19 protein-coding genes are annotated in these 23,562 nt (G+C 56.7%); 10 read left to right on the top strand and 9 right to left on the bottom strand.

Annotated features, from left to right (window positions below; all coding sequences use genetic code 11):
- Positions 1-35 precede the first annotated feature (35 nt).
- From lipB to AC14IB_RS06435, 3 genes are read right to left on the bottom strand one after another with little or no spacing between them, the layout of a single operon-like run.
- Positions 36-683, bottom strand: coding sequence for a lipoyl(octanoyl) transferase LipB (lipB, locus tag AC14IB_RS06445; RefSeq protein WP_484231102.1), 648 nt, complete (start codon positions 681-683; stop codon positions 36-38).
- Positions 683-967 carry a YbeD family protein gene (locus AC14IB_RS06440; RefSeq protein WP_484231101.1) on the bottom strand — a complete coding sequence of 95 codons (285 nt, stop codon included), beginning with the start codon at positions 965-967 and terminating at the stop codon, positions 683-685. Before AC14IB_RS06440 ends, lipB begins: the two co-directional genes overlap by 1 nt.
- Positions 968-981: 14 nt before the next feature.
- The gene (locus AC14IB_RS06435) at positions 982-2,133 is read right to left on the bottom strand and encodes a D-alanyl-D-alanine carboxypeptidase family protein (protein WP_484231100.1); all 1,152 of its coding nucleotides are present in this window, start codon (positions 2,131-2,133) and stop codon (positions 982-984) included.
- Positions 2,134-2,239: 106 nt separating this feature from the next.
- On the opposite strand from AC14IB_RS06435, the gene AC14IB_RS06430 reads away from it, so the two are divergent.
- The 5 genes from AC14IB_RS06430 to AC14IB_RS06410 all read left to right on the top strand — a co-directional run bounded on the left by AC14IB_RS06430 (position 2,240) and on the right by AC14IB_RS06410 (position 7,266).
- On the top strand, positions 2,240-2,824 hold the full coding sequence (locus AC14IB_RS06430; RefSeq protein ID WP_068860497.1) for an ANTAR domain-containing response regulator: 585 nt from the start codon (positions 2,240-2,242) through the stop codon (positions 2,822-2,824).
- A 220-nt stretch (positions 2,825-3,044) separates the two neighbouring features.
- Entirely contained in the window at positions 3,045-4,316 is a 1,272-nt protein-coding gene (locus AC14IB_RS06425) for a CmpA/NrtA family ABC transporter substrate-binding protein (protein WP_484231099.1), read from the top strand.
- A 124-nt stretch (positions 4,317-4,440) separates the two neighbouring features.
- Entirely contained in the window at positions 4,441-5,217 is a 777-nt protein-coding gene (gene ntrB / locus AC14IB_RS06420) for a nitrate ABC transporter permease (protein WP_484231127.1), read from the top strand.
- Between the two features lie 14 nt (positions 5,218-5,231).
- Positions 5,232-6,032: an ABC transporter ATP-binding protein gene (locus AC14IB_RS06415; protein WP_484231098.1), complete on the top strand. Its 801-nt coding sequence runs from the start codon at positions 5,232-5,234 to the stop codon at positions 6,030-6,032.
- A gap of 34 nt (positions 6,033-6,066) precedes the next feature.
- Positions 6,067-7,266 carry a hypothetical protein gene (locus AC14IB_RS06410; RefSeq protein WP_484231097.1) on the top strand — a complete coding sequence of 400 codons (1,200 nt, stop codon included), beginning with the start codon at positions 6,067-6,069 and terminating at the stop codon, positions 7,264-7,266.
- A 172-nt stretch (positions 7,267-7,438) separates the two neighbouring features.
- Here the strand turns inward: AC14IB_RS06410 and AC14IB_RS06405 are convergent, their stop codons facing one another.
- Positions 7,439-9,172 carry a bifunctional protein-serine/threonine kinase/phosphatase gene (locus AC14IB_RS06405; RefSeq protein WP_484231096.1) on the bottom strand — a complete coding sequence of 578 codons (1,734 nt, stop codon included), beginning with the start codon at positions 9,170-9,172 and terminating at the stop codon, positions 7,439-7,441.
- A 1-nt stretch (position 9,173) separates the two neighbouring features.
- On the bottom strand, positions 9,174-10,742 hold the full coding sequence (locus AC14IB_RS06400; protein WP_484231095.1) for an MFS transporter: 1,569 nt from the start codon (positions 10,740-10,742) through the stop codon (positions 9,174-9,176).
- Between the two features lie 53 nt (positions 10,743-10,795).
- On the opposite strand from AC14IB_RS06400, the gene AC14IB_RS06395 reads away from it, so the two are divergent.
- Genes AC14IB_RS06395 through AC14IB_RS06375 form a run of 5 tightly spaced genes read left to right on the top strand, consistent with a single transcriptional unit; the run spans position 10,796 to position 18,493 of the window.
- Entirely contained in the window at positions 10,796-12,022 is a 1,227-nt protein-coding gene (locus AC14IB_RS06395) for an NAD(P)/FAD-dependent oxidoreductase (protein ID WP_484231094.1), read from the top strand.
- On the top strand, positions 12,006-14,747 hold the full coding sequence (locus tag AC14IB_RS06390) for a molybdopterin-dependent oxidoreductase (protein WP_484231093.1): 2,742 nt from the start codon (positions 12,006-12,008) through the stop codon (positions 14,745-14,747). The genes AC14IB_RS06395 and AC14IB_RS06390 overlap by 17 nt, the downstream gene beginning before the upstream one ends.
- The gene (gene nirB, locus AC14IB_RS06385) at positions 14,744-17,293 is read left to right on the top strand and encodes a nitrite reductase large subunit NirB (RefSeq protein WP_484231092.1); all 2,550 of its coding nucleotides are present in this window, start codon (positions 14,744-14,746) and stop codon (positions 17,291-17,293) included. Before AC14IB_RS06390 ends, nirB begins: the two co-directional genes overlap by 4 nt.
- On the top strand, positions 17,290-17,640 hold the full coding sequence (nirD, locus tag AC14IB_RS06380) for a nitrite reductase small subunit NirD (protein ID WP_484231091.1): 351 nt from the start codon (positions 17,290-17,292) through the stop codon (positions 17,638-17,640). The genes nirB and nirD overlap by 4 nt, the downstream gene beginning before the upstream one ends.
- A gap of 52 nt (positions 17,641-17,692) precedes the next feature.
- Positions 17,693-18,493, top strand: coding sequence for a crotonase/enoyl-CoA hydratase family protein (locus tag AC14IB_RS06375; protein ID WP_484231090.1), 801 nt, complete (start codon positions 17,693-17,695; stop codon positions 18,491-18,493).
- A gap of 9 nt (positions 18,494-18,502) precedes the next feature.
- Here the strand turns inward: AC14IB_RS06375 and AC14IB_RS06370 are convergent, their stop codons facing one another.
- The 4 genes from AC14IB_RS06370 to mrdA are packed head-to-tail and all read right to left on the bottom strand — an operon-like array spanning position 18,503 to position 23,561.
- The gene (locus AC14IB_RS06370; RefSeq protein ID WP_484231089.1) at positions 18,503-19,447 is read right to left on the bottom strand and encodes a septal ring lytic transglycosylase RlpA family protein; all 945 of its coding nucleotides are present in this window, start codon (positions 19,445-19,447) and stop codon (positions 18,503-18,505) included.
- A 17-nt stretch (positions 19,448-19,464) separates the two neighbouring features.
- Positions 19,465-20,502 (bottom strand): lytic murein transglycosylase B, encoded by a 1,038-nt coding sequence (gene mltB / locus AC14IB_RS06365; protein WP_484231088.1) that lies wholly within the window; start codon positions 20,500-20,502, stop codon positions 19,465-19,467.
- A 12-nt stretch (positions 20,503-20,514) separates the two neighbouring features.
- Positions 20,515-21,663 (bottom strand): rod shape-determining protein RodA, encoded by a 1,149-nt coding sequence (gene rodA, locus AC14IB_RS06360; protein WP_484231087.1) that lies wholly within the window; start codon positions 21,661-21,663, stop codon positions 20,515-20,517.
- On the bottom strand, positions 21,663-23,561 hold the full coding sequence (gene mrdA / locus AC14IB_RS06355) for a penicillin-binding protein 2 (RefSeq protein ID WP_484231086.1): 1,899 nt from the start codon (positions 23,559-23,561) through the stop codon (positions 21,663-21,665). Before mrdA ends, rodA begins: the two co-directional genes overlap by 1 nt.
- Position 23,562 lies beyond the last annotated feature (1 nt).

The following is a 23,562-nucleotide window of genomic DNA, read 5'->3' as shown; positions in this document are numbered from 1 at the left end:
TTCTCTGCGACTATGGTGTAAGGCTGCGCGAGCGTCTAGCCCGTGGGGCTTAGACGAAAGTCGAGTTGTGGGAGGTATTGCTGAAGCCCACCCACGGCGGCAGCACGCGCTTGGGCCATCAGAGTCGCGTGAGCCGGCACAAAGTCGCGTAATTGGCACATGCTCAGTCCCGCATAGCCGCAGGGATTGATGCCACGAAAAGGGCTGAGGTCCATGTCGACATTGATTGAAAAGCCGTGATAGCTACAGCCGCGTCGAATGCGCATGCCTATCGAGGCAATTTTGCGACCGTCAACGTAGACCCCATGCGCCGAGCGATCGGCGACTGCCGCGATGCCAAAGCTGCGTACAGCCGCTGTTAGGCCATCTTCAACGGCCTCGACAAAGTGCCGAGTACTGATGCCTAGCCGGTCAATATCCACTAACAGGTAGCCCACGAGCTGCCCCGGACCGTGGTAGGTGACTTGCCCGCCGCGATCGGATTGCACCACCGGAATATCGCCCGTGAGCAACAGGTGCTCGGGCTTGCCTGCCTGACCTTGGGTGTAAACCGGCGGATGGTCGAGCAGCCATAGTTGGTCTGGGCTGCTTTGATCTCGCGTTTGCGTGAGGTCTTGCATGGCCCGCCAGATGGGCTCGTAATCTCGCCGCCCTAGCCAGCTCGTGTGCAAGACCGCGCGCATCAGAGCACCTTCTTGATCATCGGTTCGGCGGCGAGATCCGCGTAGAGACCGTTGATCTGCTCCTTGCGCTCGACGCGGAATAGCGCCCGTACGGACACATAGGTGCCCTTGGATGACGGCACGATATCGAGGCTGGCCGGGTCAAAACCAGGCACATGGCGACAAATGATGTCGGCGACTATTTGCGCCATCGGGAAGCGGGTTTCCCCCATGACCTTGAGCGGATAGTCCATGGGGAACTGCCAGAGTTCCTCATGCAAAATATCAGTTGGTTTGCGTTCCATAGCGAATCTCTCGTTTAGAACAAGTTGCTCAGGAAGCGCTTCAAGTGGTGCCACAGGCGAACCACGAAGTTGGTTTCCTCCACAGCTTCCATGGCGACCACATCTTGTGTGGCGATGGTTTTGCCATCCAGCGTCACCACGACTTCACCGACTTTCTGACCCTTGGCAATGGGGGCTTCCAGGTCGGGCATCAAGCGAGTCACGGCTTGGACTTTGTCTTTCTGGCCACGGGGCAGGGTGATAGACAGATCACGATCCAGACCGGCTTTGACGAGGTCTTCCCGACCAAACCACACCTGCGCGTCGCCCAGCACTTTGCCTGCAGCCAGCGGCTTAATGGTCTCGTAGCTGCTAAAGCCCCAGTTAAACAGCGCGCGTGTTTGATCGGCGCGGGCCTGCATACTGTTGGTGCCCATGACCACTGAAATCAAACGCATATTGCCGCGCTTGCTGGAGGCCACTAAGCAGAAGCCGGCATTTTCCGTGTGACCCGTTTTCAGGCCATCCACCGTGGGGTCGGTGTAGAGCAAGGCGTTACGGTTGCCCTGCTTGATGTTGTTGTAGGTGAATTCTTTTTCCGCGTAGATCGGGTAGTACTTGGGGTTATCGCGAATGATGGCCTGAGCCAAAATCGCCATGTCACGCGCGGTGCTGAGGTGGGCGGGATCAGGCAGGCCAGTGGCATTCATGAAATTCGTGTTTTTCATGCCCAAGCGTTTAGCTTCTGCATTCATGATTTCGGCGAACGCAGGCTCTGAGCCGCCAATGTGCTCTGCCAAAGCTTTCGAGGCATCGTTGCCGGACTGAATAATGACGCCACGAAGCATGTCGATGACGGAGGCAGAGCCGTTCAATGGCAGGTACATGCAAGACTCGGCACTGGTGCCGCGACACCACGCATGCTCGCTGACCAACACAGGGTCCGACTCTTTTAGGCGACCGTTCGCCAATGAATGCTCAACAATATAGCTGGTCATCATTTTGGTGAGTGACGCCGGCTCAAGTTGCACGTCGGCATTGCTGGCGGCCAGTACGCGTCCTGAGTCAGCGTCCATGACCACATAGGATTTGTTTTCCAGTGCAGGCGGGGAGGGCACAACAAAGGCGTTAGCAAAGCCACTGCTTAGCAATACAGCAAGGAAGGTCGTGGAGAGGATGCGGTTCATCTGAAGGGTCCGAACTAGTGATCTGAATGCAGTCATTCTAATGCAGGTAAAACAGCGATGGCACAGCGATTGCTTAGCTTCGGCAAAATAGCCAAAGGTTTTTCTGATGTTGCGTGTGCTTTTACTCGGTGAGCCTGGTACTCGCTCCGATTCGCTCGGGCGCTTGCTGCTGGACGCTGGGCACGCGGTGGAAACCTTGCCCGCGTCGCGCCTGATGCATCTCGAAGCATTGGTGACGGCCATGCGCCCCAATGTGGTGCTTGTCGACTACACCGACCCCTTACGCGACAGCGTGGAGCAACTCTGCTATGCCCCGTTCGGGCTCGACACCCCCTTGTTGTTATTAGGCCAAGGCTTAGATCAAGGCTTATCGCAGCGCGTCAGTCGTGCGGGATTCGCGGTTTACACGGGCTTTGGCAGTGATGTGGTGCATTTGGCGGCCTTGCTGCCGGTCTTGGATGTACTGGTGTCGCGCGAGCGCACCTTGCGTGACGAGGTCGACAGCTTGCGACAGGCATTGAGTGATCGGCGGGATATTGAGCGTGCCAAAGATTGGCTAAGCGATAGTCGCAAATGCAGCTCCCAGGCGGCTTTCGAAGCATTGCGGCAAAAAGCGATGGAGCGCGGTGAGAGCTTGGGGCATGTGGCTCGGCTGCTCTTGGCGAAGGCCGGCGACATCAGCCCGGGATAGCACTAAGCCATTTTTTGTAGAGTTGGCACAGTTTCTGCTTTAACTCAGATGTGCAGTTCAAGCCTGTACAAGCGACAACGGGTTCCCTCACGTTGTCGTCACAATTTGACTGATGTGACTCGGTAACGAGTGACATTTCGGACAACGGCGTCCGTATCGCGAAAGCGGTGCGGGCGTTTTTTTTTGAATTGAAGAAATGGCCCACAGGCGGAGTACGGACATGAGTGAAGACAGCAAATCAGTCGCCGAGACCTTAGTCAGCAATCGCCGCGACTTTATCAAAAATAGTGCATTTTTTAGCGCTGCAACCCTGGCGGGAGGCGTGGGTATGACGGTATCAAGTGGGGCGTGGGCTGCCGGTAGCGACAAGCCTGAAAAAACACAGGTGAAAGTGGGTTTCATTCCCCTCACTGACTGCGCCTCCATCGTGGTGGCGGCTGCGATGGGTTTTGATAAGAAGTACGGCATCGAGATTATCCCGAGTAAAGAAGCAAGCTGGGCCGGTGTGCGTGACAAATTGGTGAATGGCGAATTGGATGCGTCGCATGTGCTGTATGGCTTGATTTACGGGGTGCAGCTGGGCATTGGCGGCATCAAAAATGACATGGCCGTGCTCATGGGCCTAAACAATAACGGCCAGGGTATTACGCTATCGCGTCAGTTGTTGGATCAGGGCGTGAAGGATGGCCCATCGCTGGCCAAACACATTAAAGCCAACCCGCGCGAATACACCTTCGCCAACACCTTCCCGACCGGAACGCACGCCATGTGGCTGAATTACTGGCTGGCCTCGCAGGGCGTGAACCCGATCAAGGATGTTAAGAATATCGTGGTGCCGCCGCCCCAGATGGTCGCCAACATGCGCGTCGGCAATATGGACGGCTACTGCGTTGGTGAACCGTGGAATGCCCGCGCCATTGCCGACAATATTGGTTTTAGCGTGGCCACCTCGCAGGATGTTTGGGCGGATCATCCGGAGAAAGTGCTGGGCGCAACCGCGGCGTGGGTTAAAGAAAACCCCAACACGGCACGCGCTTTGATTGCGGCGGTGCTGGATGCGTCGCGTTGGATCGACAACCCCAAAAATCGCCCGTTGGTGGCCAAATTGATCTCGGATAAGTCGTATGTGAATGCCCCTGAAGCAGTCATTGCCGGTCGATTCCTGGGTCAGTACGACGACGGCATTGGGCGCAAGTGGCAGGACAAACACAGCATGGCGTTTTTCCGCGATGGCCAGACCAATTTCCCCTACCTGTCCGATGGCATGTGGTTCCTGACTCAGCACAAACGGTGGGGCCTGCTCAGCACTGATCCGGATTACCTCGGCGTGGCTAAGCAGATCAACCAAATCGATTTGTACAAGCAAGCGGCCGCCATGGCGCGGGTGCCTGTGCCCAAGCAGGTGATGCGTAGCAGCAAGTTAATTGATGGCAAGGTTTGGGATGGCAAAGACCCTAAAGCCTATGCCGCGAGCTTCGCTATTCGCGCCTAAAGCGAACGACTTAATAACGAAGTGGAACCGTTATCTGCGAGGGCGTTTGCGCCCTCGCTGGGAGAGATTTATGTTGAAATTTTCTGCGGCACTGCCGGCCAATATCGCCGCTGAATCCATCCGCATGCGCCGGCGTAAATTGCAGGCTCACGCCATGCAGGTTTTGCCGCCTCTGTTGGGCGTCTTACTGTTCCTCCTGGCCTGGCAAATGCTGGCAGGCTTTCGCAGTGACCTGCCGGGCCCCGGAGCAACGTGGGATGCGGCACTCACACTTTTTGCGGACCCCTTCTATGAAAACGGCCCGAACGACATGGGCATTGGCTGGAACGTGCTGCACTCGCTGGCCCGTGTGGGTCTGGGTTTCGGCATGGCCGCTGTGGTGGGCATTCCCTTGGGCTTTATTGTGGGCCGATCGGCGTTTATCTCCGGCATGCTGTCGCCCATCATGGGGCTGTTAAGGCCGGTATCGCCATTGGCCTGGCTACCCATTGGCTTGCTCGTCTTTCAGAAGGCTGAGCCGGCGTCGATCTGGGTCATCTTCATCTCCAGTATCTGGCCGATGATTCTCAATACCGCTGCCGGTGTGCGCCAGGTGCCGCAGGAATACCTCAATGTGGCGCGCGTGCTCAACCTCAGTGAGTGGAAGGTACTCACCACCATTCTCTTTCCTGCCGTACTGCCTTACCTGCTGACGGGTGTTCGACTGGCTATTGGTGTGGCGTGGCTGGTGATTGTCGCTGCTGAAATGCTCACCGGCGGCACCGGGCTGGGCTTCTGGGTGTGGGATGAGTGGAACAACTTAAACGTGGCACACATTCTGATCGCGATTTTTGTGGTCGGCCTAATTGGTCTGCTGTTGGAACAGACGCTGGTGTTGTTGGCCCGTCGTTTCGAATACTGAGCCGGAGAATAGTCATGAGCTTGTCGAAAAAATTCGTTGAAATCTCCGATGTGGGCATGACCTTTGAAACGGCCAAAGGCAGTTTCACCGCCCTGAAAAATATTAACCTCACCATTGAGCAGGGCGAGTTCATTACCTTGATCGGTCATTCAGGGTGTGGCAAATCCACGCTACTGAATTTGATTGCTGGCCTAACGCTTCCCAGCACCGGCCATTTAGTTTGTGCAGGCCGCGAAATTGCGGGCCCTGGCCCGGATCGCGGTGTGGTCTTTCAAAATCACTCGTTGTTGCCGTGGCTAACCTGCTACGCCAACGTCTACCTCGCCGTTGAGCGTGTTTTTTCTGCGAGCGAGAGCAAAGCGCAATTGAAAGCGCGTACCGATGCGGCGCTGGCCTTAGTGAGCCTAAGCCACGCGGCACAGAAGCGTCCGAATGAAATCTCCGGAGGCATGAAACAGCGCGTGGGCATTGCGCGGGCCTTGGCCATGGAGCCTCGTGTGCTGCTCATGGATGAGCCGTTTGGTGCCCTCGACGCACTGACCCGCGCCCACCTGCAGGATGAGCTGCTGGCTATTGTGGCCAAGACACAGTCTACGGTCGTTATGGTGACTCACGATGTCGATGAAGCCGTGCTGCTGTCTGATCGTATCGTCATGCTCAGTAACGGCCCGGCAGCGGTCATCGGCGACATCCTAACGGTTGATCTGCCGCGCCCGCGTGAGCGCCTCGCCTTGGCAGAAAATCCGGCATACCACCAGTTGCGCGCCAGCGTGCTGGAGTTCCTTTATCAGAAAGAAAAACGGCCTGCGGCCTGATTTTTGCTAAACCCCTGAACTTGGAGATGTGATCATGAAAAAACTGATTTTGACTGTGTCGCTGATGTCGCTGGCCATCGCCGAAGTGCACGCAGCAGATGTATTCACCGATGCCGTAAAAGCGGGCAAGGCGACCTTTCAGGTGCGCCCGCGTTTCGAGTTTGTTGATGATGATGGCATGGCCGCTGCTGACCCTGCGAAGGCTTTTATTGTGCGTACCGTGCTCGGCTACAAGCTGGCACCGATTGCCGGCATCACCGCCTACGCCGAGGCCGAAGACATTCGTGCGTTGGCTGACGATTACCATGTTCCTGCCGTGCAGGTGAATACGAAATATGCCACCGTGGTCGATCCCGAAAATACGGCGATCAATCAGGCTTGGCTGGCGGGTTACGGCTTCAAAATCGGCAAACAGAAAGTGGTCTACAACAATGCCCGCTTCATTGGTGATGTCGCTTTCCGTCAGGACGATCAGGTGTTCACCGCGATCAGCTACGAGAAAGCCAAGCTGCTGTCTTGGCTTGATGTGCAGGCCAGCTACGCCAACAAGGTGGCCATGATCAGTGGCCAGGACGGCGACATTCGCCTGCCCATCGTGAACCTGAAGGCGCGCACGCCGATAGGGGCGAATGTGACCCTGTTCTGGGCGGGTCTGGAAGGCAAAGAAGCGGTTGGTCAGCCGTTCTTGCTGGCTAATGCGGGCAAAGACAAGAGTCGTGAGTATCGCTTGCTGAAAGTGGATGGCAAGAAGGGCAAGTTCCTCTATGACCTCTCTTATGGTCAGCAGCGTCAATATGCAGATTCCGTTGAGGCGGTCGTGCCGAATGCCACCTATCGCGACATTCAACTTGGCTACGACTTTGGGCCGGTGCTCGTGAAGGTTCAGCGTGAAGCGCTGGAGCATGGTTTTCAGACGCCTTTGGCGACATTGCATGCCTTCAACGGTTGGGCCGATCGTTTCTTGGTGACACCTGCAGGCGGCTTGGTGGATACCAATATCAAGGCTTCCGGCAAAGTAGCGGGACTGGGATTGGCACTGGCGGTGCATCGCTTTAAGTCCAACGACAGCAGCAAGCAGTTTGGTCAGGAAATTGATGCCAGCGTAAGCAAGACCTTCACGCCAAACTGGTCAGCCATGGTCAAGGTGGCTCAGTACGATGGCAGTGGCGAAGATGCCTCGGCCACGACCAAGGATGTCGTCAAAGCCTGGGCCCAGGTCGACTACAAGTTCTAACGCCCCCGAAAAACTACCCCTGAAACAAGGGCGGCGAGGGCTAACACTGGCAGAAACCTTCATGCGGCAAGGATGGCGCATGAGAGCCTACATGGACGTACTAGCGGCGTGTTTCAGCCGGTGTTGGCCCTCGCTGGCCGATGTTCGGAGCCCAGCTGATTCGAAGCAACAGTTAAGGCATCAGTGCACGAACCAACCAAGTAACATGCCCAGCCACGGCCACCAGCGCCAACCACTTCCAGAACCTCACCGGATCACGCTCGATCCATGGCAGGCGCTGATTCGGCGTCAGACTTGGATTCGGTCGCTCCAAATCTAGCAGCAGCTCGCTAAGCGCCTCGTAGCGATTGTCGGCATTGATGGCGCAGGCCTTGCGCAGGGCTGCATCGAACCAGAGCGGCAGATGCGGGTTGTACTTGCAGGCACTGACATAGCGCAGCTGATGAAACGCCGCTGGCGTCTGAGCCTGATCGTAATCTTCACCATAGGGGTGCTGGCCGGTCAGTAACTCATAGAGTGTCACCGCCAAGGAGAACTGATCGGCCCGCGTGTCACGAGCCAGCCCCAGCGCATATTCCGGCGCGGCGTAATCAGCTGCACCCGGCCGATCCAGCACATCGCGTGGAGATGACTCCTGCAGACTGGCGACGCGCGCCGAGCCGAGGTCGATGAGCTTCAGCGTGCCATCGTTGCAGAGCAGGATGTTGTCGGGCTTCAGGTCTTGATGCAGGGTGTCACGGCGATGCAAGGCGCGCAGACCGGCAACGATCTGGCGGGCAAAGCCCACGACCACGGCAATATCCACCCGCGCTTGGCGATTATGCCAGCCTGCCAGCGACTCACCTTCGAGCCAGTCCATGATGTGGTACAGGCATTGAGGCGCTCGTGTGGGCGGATGAATGCGAATCAGGTTTTTGTGCGTGATGCGCTGGCCTATCCAACCCTCAATGGCGAAGTGCGAACGATAGTCTTCGTCATCCTCGAACTGCACGCTGGGTGCCTTCAGTGCGAAGAGTTGGCCGGTTTTGCTATCTCGTACGCGGTAGAGGTGGCTGCGTGGGCTGGCATGCACTTCGGCTTCAATGAAGTAGCCATCCAGCGTCTGCCCCGGCAGTAAGCTCGGCGGAACTGGCAAGCGTGACTGCTGCTGGCCGAGTTCGTCATGAGTGTCCAGCCCGACCGACTCCACCCGTGCGAGCTGGCAAGACAGGTTGTCGTTGCTGCCTTGCGCGAGTGCCGTGGCGAGCAGCGTATCGGCCAGTGCTTCCAGATCGTGCTGCTGTTCGCGCAACAACTGCTTTAGCTGCGGGTTGGCAATAAATCCGTGAACCCCGTCACTACAGGTCATAAAAAGGTCGCCCACTTCAATGTCACTGTGGCGATAGTCGATGTCGACACGCCAGTCCATGCCCAGTGCGCGGCTCAGGTAAGTCGTGTCGGCATTGATGCGCGTGCAGTGATCCTGAGTCAGCGGTTCCAGCGTCTCGCCGCGCAGGCGATACACGCGGGTATCGCCAATGTGCAGGATGTGTGCGCTACGGCCACGCAAGACCAGCGCCGTGAAGGTCGTCAGCCAGCCCTGATTCTCGGCATGCGCCTGACCACGGCCATGCAGCCAATGGTTGATGGCGGTCACCACGCGCTCGCCCGCGCTCTGGATCGACCAGGTGTCCGGCGTTGCGTAATAGTCGCTGAGAAAGCCTTGCACTGCGGCTTCGGCGGCTTGCCGGCCGGCATCGGCACTGCTGACACCATCGGCAATGACCAGCGCGGCACCACGATGGCGCTCGCTGGCATCAGGCAAACGAATGCCCAGGGCATCCTCGTTGCCGGGCTTGACGCCGGCAAGGGAGCGCTGGGCAACGCTGAGTTGAAGTGTCGCGGTACTGGTTTGGGCTGAAGTCACATTAGCTCACTGCAATCATTTGGACATTGCCATCTTCATCGACCTCTACGATATGCCCACGCGGCTCATCGAGAAAGTGTGCGGCAGCAAAGGCGACGGCTGACAGCCCGGCGATAACAAAGAAGAAGGTCATCGGCGAGACGAACGACAGCACGGTGAGCAAGAACACGCCACCGACGTTGCCGTAAGCACCCGCCATGCCGGCGATCTGGCCAGTCATGCGGCGCTGAATCAGCGGCACCACCGAGTACACGGCGCCACAGGCCGCCTGCACGAATACGGAGGTGCCTAGCGTCACGACGACCGCGAGTGCGATGCCCCAGCCCGCATTGACCTGCGACAGCAGCGCGTAACCGCCGGTTTGAATCGCCAGGCAAGTCATCAGCACTTTGCGACGACCGATACTGTCGGAGATTAGGCCGCCGGCCGGACGCGCCACCAAGTTCATGATGGTGAAGGAGCCGGCCATGAGGCCGAGCATCGCGGGCGTCAAGCCAAAGGTCTCGCCATAGAACATCGGCAGCATAGACACTACGGCGATTTCGGAGCCGAAGCAGGCCATGTAAGCGAGGTTGAGAATGGCGACCTGCTTGAACTTGTAACGTTGGGTGCTGGGGATGACTTCGGTCATCAGGTGGCGATTGACCTGCCAGATTTTCCACGACTGCCAGACCATCAAGAAAGTGATGATGCCGTAGCAGATTTCGGTAAAGGTTTGGCTAATGATGTCGAGTCCGGTGGGCGATAAGCGCCAGGCCAGTACATAAAGGATCAGATAAATCGGCAGGTTGACCAGCATGTAGAACACCAGATCACCCTTGCTGGTGACCTCCAGGCCGCCGGTCTTCTTCGGTTTGAAGTAGGTCGCGCCTTTCGGGGTGTCGCGCACATTATGGTAGAACACGCCGCTGTAGAGGATGGCCAGCACGCCGGTAAGGGCGATGGCATAACGCCAGCCGAACTCGCCACCAAACACGCTGACCGCAATGATGGGCATGGAGATTTTGGCGACCGCCGCACCAAAGTTGCCCCAGCCACCGTAAATGCCTTCAGCGATGCCGACTTCGCGAGCCGGGAACCATTCGCTGACGAGACGGATGCCGATGACGAAGCCGGCACCCGTGAAGCCGAGCAGGAAGCGCATAACCGCGAGCTGTTCAAAAGTCTGTGCCGCCGCGAAGCCTAAGCAGAGGAAGCCGCAGACCAGCAGTAACACGCTATAGCTACGACGCGGACCGTATTTATCCACGAGCATGCCAATCAGGATGCGCGCCGGAATGGTTAGCGCCACGTTCAGAATCAGGAAGGCTTTCACCTGATTATCGGTGAGCATCATGGTTTCTTTGATCATCGGCATCAGCGACACATGCGCGAACCAAATCAGGAAGGTGATGAAGAAGGCCATCCAGGTGTAGTGCAGGGTGCGAATGCGCGGTTCCTGCCAGTTCAATAACGGCAAGGGAAAACGAAAGGCCATGAGGTAGGTGCTCCAAGATCGACCAGTATCGGTGTGATGCGCTTTAGCAAGTGCCATGCCATAAATACGCAAAACAGCACCAGCGCAGTGCATGGCATGGCTCTTGCTTTGGGCACGGCATTACTTCGTTACTGGGAATAGGGCATATGACCCGAATGCAACTGGTGGTCATCGGCAACGGCATGGCCGGTATGCGTACGGTCGAGGAGCTTTTGCAGCTGGCACCCGACAAATACGACATCACGGTGATTGGCCGTGAGCCGCATGGCAACTACAACCGCATCATGTTGTCGCCGGTGCTGGCGGGTGAAAAATCCTTTGAAGACATCGTTATTCATCCCCTGAGTTGGTACGCCGAGCGCGGCATCACGCTGCTGGCCGGCCACACCGTGACGGCGGTGGATCGTGTTCAGCGCCGCGTCACAACGGATCAAGGCAATGACGTGAGCTATGACCGCCTGTTGCTGGCCACAGGCTCGCTGCCCTTTATGGTGCCGTTGCCCGGTCACGACCATCCAGATGTCATTAGTTTTCGCGATATCGCAGACGTTCGCCGCATGTTGGCACCCACTTCAGTGCCGGCTCGCGTCGCCGTGCTGGGTGGCGGATTGTTGGGTCTGGAAGCGGCCAATGGCCTGGTGAAGCAAGGCATGAAAGTCACGGTCGTGAATGATGCCGCCTATTTGCTGAATCGCCAGCTAGATGAGGAAGCCTCTAAATTATTGCGCTCAGCCCTTGAAGCCAATGGCATAGCGTTCAAAGTCTCGGCCATGAGCTCGCACATCAGCCATCAGGCAGAAACGGGCAAATTACAGGCTTTGCACTTCAAAGATGGTAGCGAGCTGCCCTGCGACTTATTAGTGATGGCCGTGGGTGTGCGCCCTAATGTGGCGCTGGCGCGGTCCATGGGCTTGCAGGTCGATAAAGCCATTCTGGTCAACGACACCCTACAGACCTTCGACCCCCGTGTTTATGCCGTGGGCGAGTGTGTGCAACATCGTGGTGCACTTTTTGGTCTTGTCGCACCTTTGTATGACCAAGCCAAAGTCTGCGCCAATCATCTCGCTGAAATGGGCATTAGTCGCTACATCCAAAAACCCACGGCCACCACCTTGAAAGTCAGTGGTGTGGCGTTATTTTCGGCCGGCGACTTTAACCATGAGGCGGCGGATAAGCTGATTTATCGCGACCCTGCGCGTGGCGTCTACAAAAAGCTGTGTGTGGCCGATGGTCGTTTAGTGGGCGCGGTGCTGTATGGCGATACGCAGGATGGCGCTTGGTATTTTGATTTGATTCGTGAGGGGCGCGACGTTAGCCACCTTAGGGATGACCTGTTATTTGGTGCTGGGAGCGAACATGTCGCAGCCGCTTGAACGCGTGGGCGGCACCGTGCTGCTCGACGCTAATCGTATTGCCTTGGCGGATGCCGAAGGCGCTACACATACCACCTGCGCATACTGTGGCGTGGGCTGTGGCGTGATTGCCACGGTTGAAGATGCGGCCACTCGGCAGGTTCGCATTGATGGGGACGGTGCGCATCCAGCCAATTTTGGTCGGCTGTGCTCGAAAGGTTCGGCGCTGGGCGAAACGCTCAGTTTGGAAGGGCGCCTGCTGTACCCGGAAGTGCGCGGTCAGCGCACCAGCTGGGATGAGGCCGCCAATACCATCGCCAGCGAGATCCGTCGCGTGCAGGCGCAGTACGGTCGTGATGCCGTCGCCTTCTATGTGTCGGGTCAGCTGCTGACCGAGGACTACTACGTCGCCAATAAGCTCATGAAGGGCTTTCTTGGCACCGCCAACATCGATACCAACTCACGTTTGTGTATGTCGTCGAGCGTGGCGGGGCATAAGCGCGCTTTTGGTTCGGACACTGTGCCGAATAGCTACGAAGACTTTGAGTTAGCGGATCTCATCGTGCTGACAGGCTCTAACACGGCCTGGTGTCATCCGGTGCTGTTCCAGCGCATTAAGGCCGAGAAGCTGCGTCGGCCCGAGCTGCGTATCGTCAATATTGACCCGCGCGCCACGGCGACCAACGAAATTGCTGACCTGCATTTGCCTTTGAAGCCCGGCAGCGATGTCTGGCTGTTCAACGGCCTGCTCGCGCATCTGGCGGCGCAAGGCGTGATCGATCACGACTATCTGGCGCAGCACACCACCGGCTTCGGCGTTGCGCTGGCTGAGGCCAAGGCCAGCGCCGGCAAGCTCTCGCAAGTGGCCGATGCCACCGGTCTCGACGAAGATGCCATCGCCCAGTTCTATCGCTGGTTTGCCAATACGCCGCGCAGTCTGACGCTGTATTCGCAGGGCGTGAACCAGTCCAGCGCGGGCACCGATAAGGTGAATAGCCTGCTCAACTGCCATCTCGCCACGGGCCGTATTGGTAAGCCTGGCAGTGGCCCATTTTCACTGACGGGCCAGCCCAATGCTATGGGCGGCCGCGAAGTGGGAGGGCTCGCCAACCAGCTCGCCGCGCATATGGAGCTAACCGACCCGGCGCATCTCGACCTCGTGCAGCGCTTCTGGCAGGCACCACTGATTGCCCGCAGCAACGGCCTGAAGGCGGTCGATCTATTCGAGGCGGTTCACAGCGGCAACATCAAGTTGATCTGGATCATGGGTACTAACCCCGTGGTGTCTATGCCGGATGCTGATCGCGTAAAAGCGGCGCTGGCAGGTGCTGAGTGCGTCATTGTCTCCGACTGCATAGCCGACACCGACACCAATCGCCTGGCCCACATCAAGCTGCCCGCTCGTGGCTGGGGTGAGAAGGATGGCACTGTGACCAACTCCGAGCGCCGAATCTCCCGTCAGCGCGGCTTTCTGCCGGCGCCCGGTGAGGCCATGCCGGACTGGTGGATCGTCACCCGCGTGGCTCAGGCACTGGGCTATGAGGCGGCCTTCCCGTATGAGAGCGCAGCGGAAGTATTTGCAGAACACGCGGCCTTGTCGGGCTTTGAGAATGCGCCCGATGCCATTCTGCGCGACTTTGACATCAGCGCCTTGGCGGGCTTGGATAACGAGCGCTACAACACGCTCCAGCCCGTGCAATGGCCTGTCCGCTTAGGCCGCCCGGATGGTCAAACGCGATTGTTTGCTGACGGCGGCTTCTTTACGCCGGACCGTAAGGCGCGCTTATTACCCGTGAAGCCCAAAGCGCCCCACAACCCGACCTGCGCGGAATATCCCTTTGTGCTTAACACCGGCCGTATTCGCGACCAGTGGCACACCATGACACGCACGGGCTTAACGCCGAGGTTGCTGGCGCACATCAGCGAGCCTTTTGTTGAAATGCACCCTCGCGATGCAGCGGCCCATGGCCTGCGTGACGGCGAGCTGGCACAGCTCCGTACTCGCTGGGGGCAGATGTTGGCGCGCGTGCAGTGCCATAGCGGTCAGCAGGAACGCACCGTTTTCGTGCCGATGCACTGGACTGGTGCGATTAGCACGCAGGGTCGAGTCGGGCCACTGGTCAATCCTGTTACAGACCCGTACTCCGGCCAGCCTGAAAACAAGCATACGCCCGTTGCTGTGATGCCTTGGCAGCCCGCCTGGCAGGGCTTTTGGCTGCATGTGGATGACACTGAGCTACCGGAAACGGACTATGCCGTGTCTATTCGCGGCGAGCACGGCTGGCGGCATGAACTGGCTGGTAGCCAAGTCACTGATTTGCAAGTACTAGCGGATCGCTGGCTGCCATTAACCGACGGTGAATGGTTGGAATATTCAGACTTGGCACGCGGATTGTATCGGCGTGCGGAGATTCGGGACGGTCGCTTGCATGCGGTGCTGGTTTTGGCCACGCAAACCGATGCCGTACCCGAGCGGTCCTGGCTTAGCGGCCAATTGGGCCAGCCCGTTGATGATTTGATGCGTCGAGGCTTGCTGTCAGGCCGGCCCTCGGACCCCGCGAGCGATGTGGGACGCACCGTGTGTGCTTGCTTCAGTGTCGGTGAGAAAACGATTCGTCGTGCCATCGCCGCTGAGGGTCTGGAAAGTGTTGTTGCCATTGGCCGTTGTTTAAAGGCCGGTACAAATTGCGGTTCTTGTCAGTCGGAATTGAAAAATATTCTGGCCACGTGTGGAGTACGATCATGAGTCACAAACAGCGCGTCGTTGTTATCGGTAATGGCATGGTTGGCCATAAGTTTCTGGAACAACTGGTGGAAGATAGTGCCGGCTATGCTGAGCTTGAAGTTACGGTACTGGCTGAAGAGCCACGAGCAGCCTATGACCGCGTTTATTTGTCGGCCTACTTCAGTGGTAAGACCGCAGAAGACCTGAGTCTGGTTAAAGGCAACTTCTTTGCCGACAGCGGCGTCTTTCTTCACCTGAACACAAAAGCTGTCGCCATTGATCGTGAACTCAAGCAAGTCACGGTGGCCAGTGGCGAAGTCGTGGCCTACGACAAACTGGTACTGGCCACGGGCTCCTTCCCCTTCGTGCCGCCCCTGCCGGGCAAAGATCGCGAACATTGCCTGGTCTACCGCACCATTGAAGACTTAGAAGCCATCCAAGCCGGCGCAGCCGTATCGAAAGTTGGCGTGGTGGTGGGCGGTGGCTTACTCGGTCTGGAAGCGGCCAAAGCACTGCGCGATCTCGGCTTAGAAACGCATGTGGTGGAGTTCGCCCCGCGACTGATGGCGGTTCAGGTTGATGACGGCGGTGGCCGCGTGCTGCGTCGCAAGATTGAAGCCCTCGGTGTGCACGTGCATACCGGCAAAAATACCCAAGAAATTGTCGATGGCAAAAGCGCCCGTCATGCCATGAATTTTGCGGATGGCAGCTCGCTGGAAACGGACTTGATTCTGTTCTCCGCCGGCATTCGCCCCCGCGATGAGCTGGCACGTCAGTGCGGGCTGGTTATGGGTGAGCGCGGCGCCATCGTGATTAATGATCAGTGCCAAACCTCCGACCCCGATATCTATGCGATTGGTGAGTGCGCGCTTTGGAGTGGCCGTATCTACGGTTTAGTCGCGCCCGGCTATCAGATGGCCCAAGTCGCTGCCGATCACATCATGGGCAAAACAGAAAGCGCCTTCCGTGGCGCAGACATGTCCACCAAGCTCAAGCTCATGGGCATTGATGTGGCCTCCATTGGCGACGCCCATGCCGCGACGCCTGGCTCGCTGGCCTACACCTATGTGGATGAAGCCGCTGAGGTCTACAAAAAGCTCGTGGTGTCTGCCGACAAAACGAAGCTGCTGGGGGCGATTCTGATTGGCGAGGCCGAGGCCTATGGCACCTTGCTGCAGCTCATGCTCAATGAAATGACGCTGCCCGCTAACCCAGAAAGTTTCATTCTGCCCGAAAGCGCAGGCGGCGCACCGGCGCTGGGTGCCGACGCCTTGCCAGACACGGCTCAGATTTGCTCTTGCAACAGCGTGAGCAAGGGCATGATTTGCAGCACGATTGCAGCGGGAACCTGCGATCTGGGCGAGCTAAAAGCCCTGACCAAAGCGGGCACCTCGTGTGGGGGTTGCACCGCCTTGGTCGGCCAAATTCTGAAAAGCGAGCTGGCTAAGCAAGGCATTGAAGTTAAGAAAGACCTCTGCGAACACTTCGCCTACTCGCGTCAGGAGCTTTTTCACCTGATCAAAGTCGAAAAAATCACGACCTTTGACGAGCTGCTGGAAAAGCATGGCACGGGTGAGGGCTGTGATATCTGCAAGCCCACCACGGCGTCCATTCTGGCCTCGACGTGGAATGAATACATCCTCAAGCCTAGCCACGCTGGTTTGCAGGACACCAATGATTACTTCCTCGGCAACTTGCAGAAAGATGGTACGTACTCGGTCGTGCCGCGTATGCCAGCAGGTGAAGTCACGCCGGATGGCCTCATTGCGGTGGGTTCGTTGGCGAAGAAATATGGTCTGTATACCAAGATCACCGGCGGCCAGCGTGTGGACCTGTTTGGCGCGCGTGTTGAGCAGTTGCCGCTGATTTGGGAAGAGTTAATTGCTGCCGGCTTTGAAACCGGCCATGCCTACGGCAAGTCGCTGCGTACGGTGAAGTCTTGCGTGGGCTCCACCTGGTGCCGCTACGGGGTAGGCGACTCAGTTGGCTTAGCCGTGCGCTTAGAGAATCGCTACAAGGGTCTGCGCTCCCCGCACAAGATTAAGTTTGGTGTGTCCGGCTGTACCCGTGAGTGTGCAGAGGCACAGAGCAAAGACATCGGTGTGATTGCCACTGAGCGCGGTTGGAACCTGTATGTCTGTGGTAACGGCGGCATGCGTCCACGTCACGCCGAGCTGTTTGCCAGTGATCTCGATGAGGCCACGCTGGTGCAGTACATTGACCGCGTGCTGATGTTTTATGTCCGTACCGCCGATCGCCTGCAGCGCACCAGTGTTTGGCGCGAAAACTTGGAGGGCGGTCTCGACTACCTGAAGCAAGTCGTGATTGAGAACTCTCTCGGCTTGGCTGATGAGCTGGAGAAGGACATGCAGGCTGTGGCCGACACCTACCAGTGTGAGTGGAAAACCACCGTTGAAACACCTGAACTGCGTGCTCGCTTCAACAGCTTTATCAATGCTGTCGACGTGCCCGATGACAACATCGTTTTTGTTGAAGAACGTGGTCAAATTCGCCCCGCCACGCCCGCCGAAAAAGCGGTTGATCGAATTGCGACGGTGTCGTTATGAGTGCCGCTAAGGAAATGAATATGGAACACGCTGTTGCGGTATGTACGAGTGACAAGGTTCAGGCTGGTGTTGGTGTCGCGGCACTGGTCAATGGCAAGCAAGTGGCCATTTTCCGCCTACGTGATGGTTCGCTGCATGGCATCAGCAACTTCGATCCCTTCTCGCAAGCCAATGTCTTGTCTCGAGGTATTACCGGCAGCCTGCAGGGGCGTGCGGTGGTTGCCTCGCCGGTCTACAAACAGCACTTTGACTTGCTCACCGGAGCCTGCTTAGAGGATGAGTCAGTGACGATTGCGACATTCGCCGTGATTGAGCGCGACGGTGAAGTTTTGGTCATAGGCGACTAAGCCAAGGACTGATAGGCTCAGTCCCCTAATGTTCCTGAGTAGGGTCTGAGCCATGTCACCAGTTCGTGTTGAGCATAAAGGGTCTTGGGTAGAAGTCGTTCTGGCGCGTCCAGAAAAGCACAACGCGATTGGCATCGACACGTTATCGGAACTGATTCGCGTAGGGCAGGAGCTCCGCAAAGATCGCGACATTCGTGCGGTGATTATTCGTGCTGAAGGCGCTAGCTTTTGCAGTGGTCTAGACATTCCAGGCTTCATGAAAAAGCCGTCGAAAATGCTCAGTAACTTCCTTCGCCCGCTCTGGCGCAATACCAATAACTTTCAAGAAGTAGCCTGGGTTTGGCGTCGTATTCCGGTGCCCGTGATTGCCGTCATGCACGGTCGTTGCTATGGCGCTGGCGTGCAAATCGCGCTGGCAGCGGACTTCCGTTTCGCCACGCCAGACTGTGAAATGTCCATCATGGAAGCCAAGTGGGGCCTCATTCCCGATATGTCCGGTACGGTTAGCTTTCGTGAAGTGATGCCCTTGGATGTAGCCAAGAAACTGTCGATGACGGCGGAGGTTTTTTCTGCTGAGCAGGGCAAAGCCTATGGCCTAGTAACGGAAACACATGCAGACCCATTAGCGGCGGCACATGCCCTAGTCACGGAAATTATTACGCGCTCCCCGGACTCCGTGGCAGCAACTAAATTTCTGTTCCAGCGTGCGTGGCCGGCATCGGTGAATAAAGCGTTTTGCTTGGAGCGTTGGTATCAGTTGCGTTTATTGCTAGGTCGCAATCAAAAGCAGGCGGTCAAGGCCGCACAAACCAAGCAGCCAGCGACCTACGGTTCGCGTAAGGTTGGCTGCTAAAGCGCGTTGTTATTGCGGCTTCAGTGCATTAATACGAAGAGGCTCTTCGGCGAAGTCCATACGCGATGCACGGATGCTGCGCACTAACAGTTGCACATCGAGGCTAGACGCTAACGGCCCGACAATGACCCGGTGAGCTTCAACAGGCGCAGGGCTTACCGACAAAATCACGGGGATGCCCATCGGTAAACGCTTCATCAGCTTCGCTTGTAGCAACTGGGCGGCGTGTGTGTCGTTATAGTTTCCTAGCATCAATTGATACGCAGGGGCGGTATTCAGGGCGACGCCCGCACGACGACTGCCTTCACGCTCCTCGCCTTTTACCGGCTCCAAGGAAACACGGCCGGTGCCTTTAATGCCTAGCAATTGAGCGGCTGCATACGATAAATCAATGATGCGATTGCCATGGTAGGGGCCACGATCATTGATTTTGACGATGGTGCTTCTGCCATTGCCGACATGTGTGACTCGCACATAGCTGGGTAGCGGCAGGGTGCGATGGGCAGCAGTTAAGGCATGCATATTGAATCGCTCACCGCTTGCCGTTAAACGGCCATGAAAGCCGGGGCCATACCACGACGCTTCGCCAACGTGGGGGCGGCCAACGGCTAAACGCTTGATGCGATACATTTCTCCCTGTGTGCCCAGCGAACGCCACATTCTGCGAATCTCTTCGCTGTCTAATAGTGTGTCTAGATCGTCGTAGGCTTCCGCTTGTACGTCGGGTAGGATTCCCCAGCTTTCGACAGGGGCGTCTACTATGGCCTTTGCTGCTGCTTCTGCTGCGCCCCATTGTTGCCAATTCAGTGCAGCATTTTGGCCTTCGGCGGAGGCGGGTGTGGTGCCGATAAGCTCGGTAATTTGCGCAGGGCTCAAATCGTCTGCGCTAACCGCAGCGCTGCTCAATGTGGTGATGACACACGCTAGCAGCGCGTTAGTAAAACAGAATTGCATGCAGCCTCCTGCGAGACTCAGGGCAGGAGACTGACTCCTGCATTTGCACTGACGGCGACCTGGTCTCGTTCTTGTTTTGCGGCATCGAGTGCCTGCGAAAGCTGCAGTGCGGCCATCGCGTATAGGATGCTTCTGTTATACCGCGTAATCACATAGAAGTTATTAAAACCAATCCAGAATTCGCCGCCGTTCGTCCCTTGTAAGCGAATACCTGAGGCGGGGGTATTGCCGGGCAGGGTTGCTAAATCGCGTGGCACTAAGCCCTGATTGGCCAGTTGAGCCAGCGTGCTCACGGCCTTCAACTCTGTGCTGGTGGCGTTATCGTAATTTTGGCTGGTTAGGCGAGCGCGAGCTGCCACAGGCTCGCCCGGGCGCCAGCCGTTGCCTTTAAAGTAGTTCGCGATGGAGCCAATGGCATCGACCGGGTTGTTGATGAGGTCGATGCGGCTGTCGCCATCAAAATCCACCGCCAAATTGCGCCAGCTCGACGGCATGAACTGTGGGAAGCCCATGGCTCCAGCATAGGAGCCTTTAATGGATAACGGATCCATGCCGTTTTGCTTGGTCAGAATCAGAAACTCTTTTAATTCCTTGCGGAAAAAAGGCGCACGCGGCGGGTAGTCAAACCCTAAGGTGGCCAGAGACTCAATGACCGGGTAGCTACCTTTGTTGTAACCGTACTTCGTTTCAATGCCCAGAATGGACACAATCATGCTGGCCGGTACGCCCGTCGCGCTTTCAGCCCGTGCCAGCTCTTTCTGATACGTGTCCCAGAAAACCAAGCCATCGCTGAGGCGTGATTCGGTCATGAAAATGGGACGGTAGTCGCGCCACTCCTTACTCTTTTCTGCTGGACGTGCAATCGACTCCAAGACCTTAGGCTGTCGATTCACTTGCTCAAAAAGTTTGGACAGTTCGCCCGGGGCATAAATCTTGTCCGCTTCGAGCTGCTCAATGAGAGCGCTGAGCTCTTCATACTGTGAGAAGTCACCGGCTTGTGATGTGCTGGTCAAAAATCCAAATGCGGCGAGTGCGCCATGCCACCAAGTTGCCATTATTGTTCCCTCTTAACCCATGAGTTTGCGATGTGCATGAATGGACATCAGCACGCCGAAACCAGACATCAACGTAATAATGGCGGTGCCACCGTAGCTGACAAACGGAAGCGGCACACCCACTACGGGTAAAATGCCGCCGACCATGCCGACGTTGACAAAGACATAGACAGAAAATGACAGCGTGATGGCGCCAGCCAGCAGGCGACCATACGACGTTTGCGCCTGTGTTGCGATCTGAAAGGCCCGCATCAGGATGCCGGTATAAATCATCATTAATAAGATGACACCAATAAAGCCGAACTCTTCGCTGTAAGCCGCAATAATAAAGTCGGTGTGGCCTTCGGGTAAGAAATGTAGATGGGATTGGCTCCCATCCATCCAGCCTTTGCCAAAAGCACCTCCTGAACCAATCGCGGTTTTTGATTGGATGATGTTCCAGCCATTCCCCAGTGGGTCAGACTCTGGGTCAATCAATGTCAGTACGCGACGGCGCTGATAGTCGTGCATAAAGCCCCAGCCGATGGGCGCGAGCACGACAAAGCTGCCCGCCAATCCCGCCATGAAGCGCCAAGGTAAGCCGCCCAAAAAGAGTACAAAAAAACCACTGGCGAAGACCAAAATCGACGTGCCTAAGTCGGGTTGTTCAGCAATTAATCCAACGGGCACCATAATCAAAGCTAAGGAAATGCCAACGTCCTTCATGCTCAGCGGTTGTGGACGACTTGAAATAAACCAAGCAGCCATCATGGGCATGGCCAGTTTCAAAAACTCAGAGGGTTGCACACTGGTTACGCCGGGAATCGTCAGCCAGCGCTGAGCCCCTAAGCGAATGTCGCCAATGAGCGAAACAGCCACCAGCAGTAGGATGCCGAAGCCATAAAACCACGGCGAGATATAGGCATAGGTGCTGGGCGGGATGCGCGCGAAAATCAACATGACGACGGTGCCAATCAGCATGCTAGAAGCCTGCTTAAGGGTCATGTCGAGATCGGCGCCACTGGCACTGTAGAGGGCTGTTAAGCCCAGCAAGGCCAATAAGGCGAGTAATGACCCTAGAACAGGGTCAATGTATAACTTAGACCAGACATCGCTGCCTTTGCTGAATTCAGCGCCTGTACTCGGCGCCGATCGAAGAAAGCGATTTTGTTGTTCAGTCATTATTCTGTTACCACGTCGGCATATTCACTAATGGGCGGTGGTGCGACAATTCCCATGACTTCGTAATCAAATAGGGCTTTGGCGATGGGGCCGGCAGTCGTGCTGCCATGTTTGCCATTTTCTACAATAACCGCGACTGCGATGGTGGGATTGACCAACGGTGCAAAGCCCATGAACCACGCATGATCGAGATGGCGCTCGTCAAGCTTGGACTCATCGTATTTTTCGTTTTGTTTAATGCCCTTGACCTGGGCCGTCCCGGTCTTGCCGGCCATTTCGTAGCCCTTCATGGTGCGTGCTAAATGGGTGGCAGTACCGCTGCCATGAACGACTCGGCGCATGGCCTCATGCATCTTATCCCAGTCCTCAGGCATGGCGTTAAAGGCGACTCGGGTATTGGGTTGAGGCGCGATAACTACAGGGTTTGGACCTGAGCTGCTCATGACCATTTGCGGACGCAAGTGCTGACCCTTATTGGCGATGATGGCCGTGGATAAAGCCACTTGCAGTGGGCTGGCAGTAAAGTAGCCTTGGCCAATTCCGACCGACATCATTTCGCCGCGATACCACGGCGCTTTCAGACGTTTTCGCTTCCAAGCCACGGAGGGCAGCGTACCGGATTTTTCATTGACCAGATCGATTCCGGTTTTGTGTCCAAAACCAAATTGCGACATCCAATCATGAAAGCGGTCTACGCCCATACGGTCAGACAGCTGATAAAAATAGATATCGCAAGAAATTTCCACGGCGCGTGTTAGGTCAACAATCCCATGGCCGCCTTTTTTCCAGTCACGGAATCGATGCGAGTCTCCCGGCAAGCTGAAGAAGCCAGGGTCGGAAATGCGATATTCCCAATTCACTAGGCCATAGTGCAGTCCGCCTAGGCCTTCATGGGGTTTGATCGTGGAACCAGGCGGGTAAATACCTTGCAGCGCACGATTGTAGAGCGGTCGGTCGGCATGATCTCGTAGACCGCGATAGAGAGCGCCGGGAATGCCTCCGACAAAGAGGTTGGGGTCAAAGCCCGGGTTGCTCACAAATGCTAAAACGCCACCATTGCGCGGATCAATCGCGACGATAGCGCCACGCCGCCCGGCTAATTGCTCGTGGGCAATCTGCTGCAATTTAACGTCCAAGGCGAGTCGTAAATCCGTGCCACGTACTGGCGGTGTGCGCTTGAGGACGCGAATTTGCTTGCCATAGGCATTGGTTTCAACGTGCTGATAGCCCACACGACCATGCAGCGCCGACTCGTAATACTTCTCGATGCCGATTTTGCCGATTAAATTGGTGCCCTCATAAACCGCTGGGTCCAGCGTCTTTTCTTCTTGCTCAGAAATGCGGGACACATAGCCGATAACATGCGCAAAGAGCTCGCCGTAGGGGTAGTAGCGCGAAATTTCAATTTCGGTGGTAACGCCAGGGAAGTCGTAGCGTGCCTCTGAAAAGCGGGCTAAATCTTCTTCGCTCAGGCGGGAGCGTATGGGTACTGAGTCAAACCGGCGGGATACGCGTAAGCGTTTCTTAAAGCGCGCCACTTCTTCGTCACTGAGTTGCAAAACGGGCTTGAGCCGAGCAATCAAGGTGTCGAGATCGCCGGCCGTTTGGCGATTCACGACCAGCGCAAAAACGGGGCGATTATCAGCCAGCAGTACGCCATTGCGGTCGTAAATAAAGCCACGAGGGGGTGAGATGGCCTCGAGGTGGATGCGATTATTTTCGGATAGCGTGAGATAGGTTTCGTGTTGTACTAACTGCAACCAGCCATAGCGGACCAAGAGCAGTGAAAACAAGCTCAGCACAATCATGCCAGCCAAAGAGGCGCGGGAGCGATACAGCGAGGACTCTTTCTGCTGATCGTTTAGCGTGATGCGTTCGGGCTTTTCAGGTGTGGTCATA

The organism is Perlucidibaca sp. (genome assembly GCF_057084925.1).
Note: the sequence above shows the minus strand (reverse complement) of the source record. Positions and strands in the feature narration are given on the sequence as shown.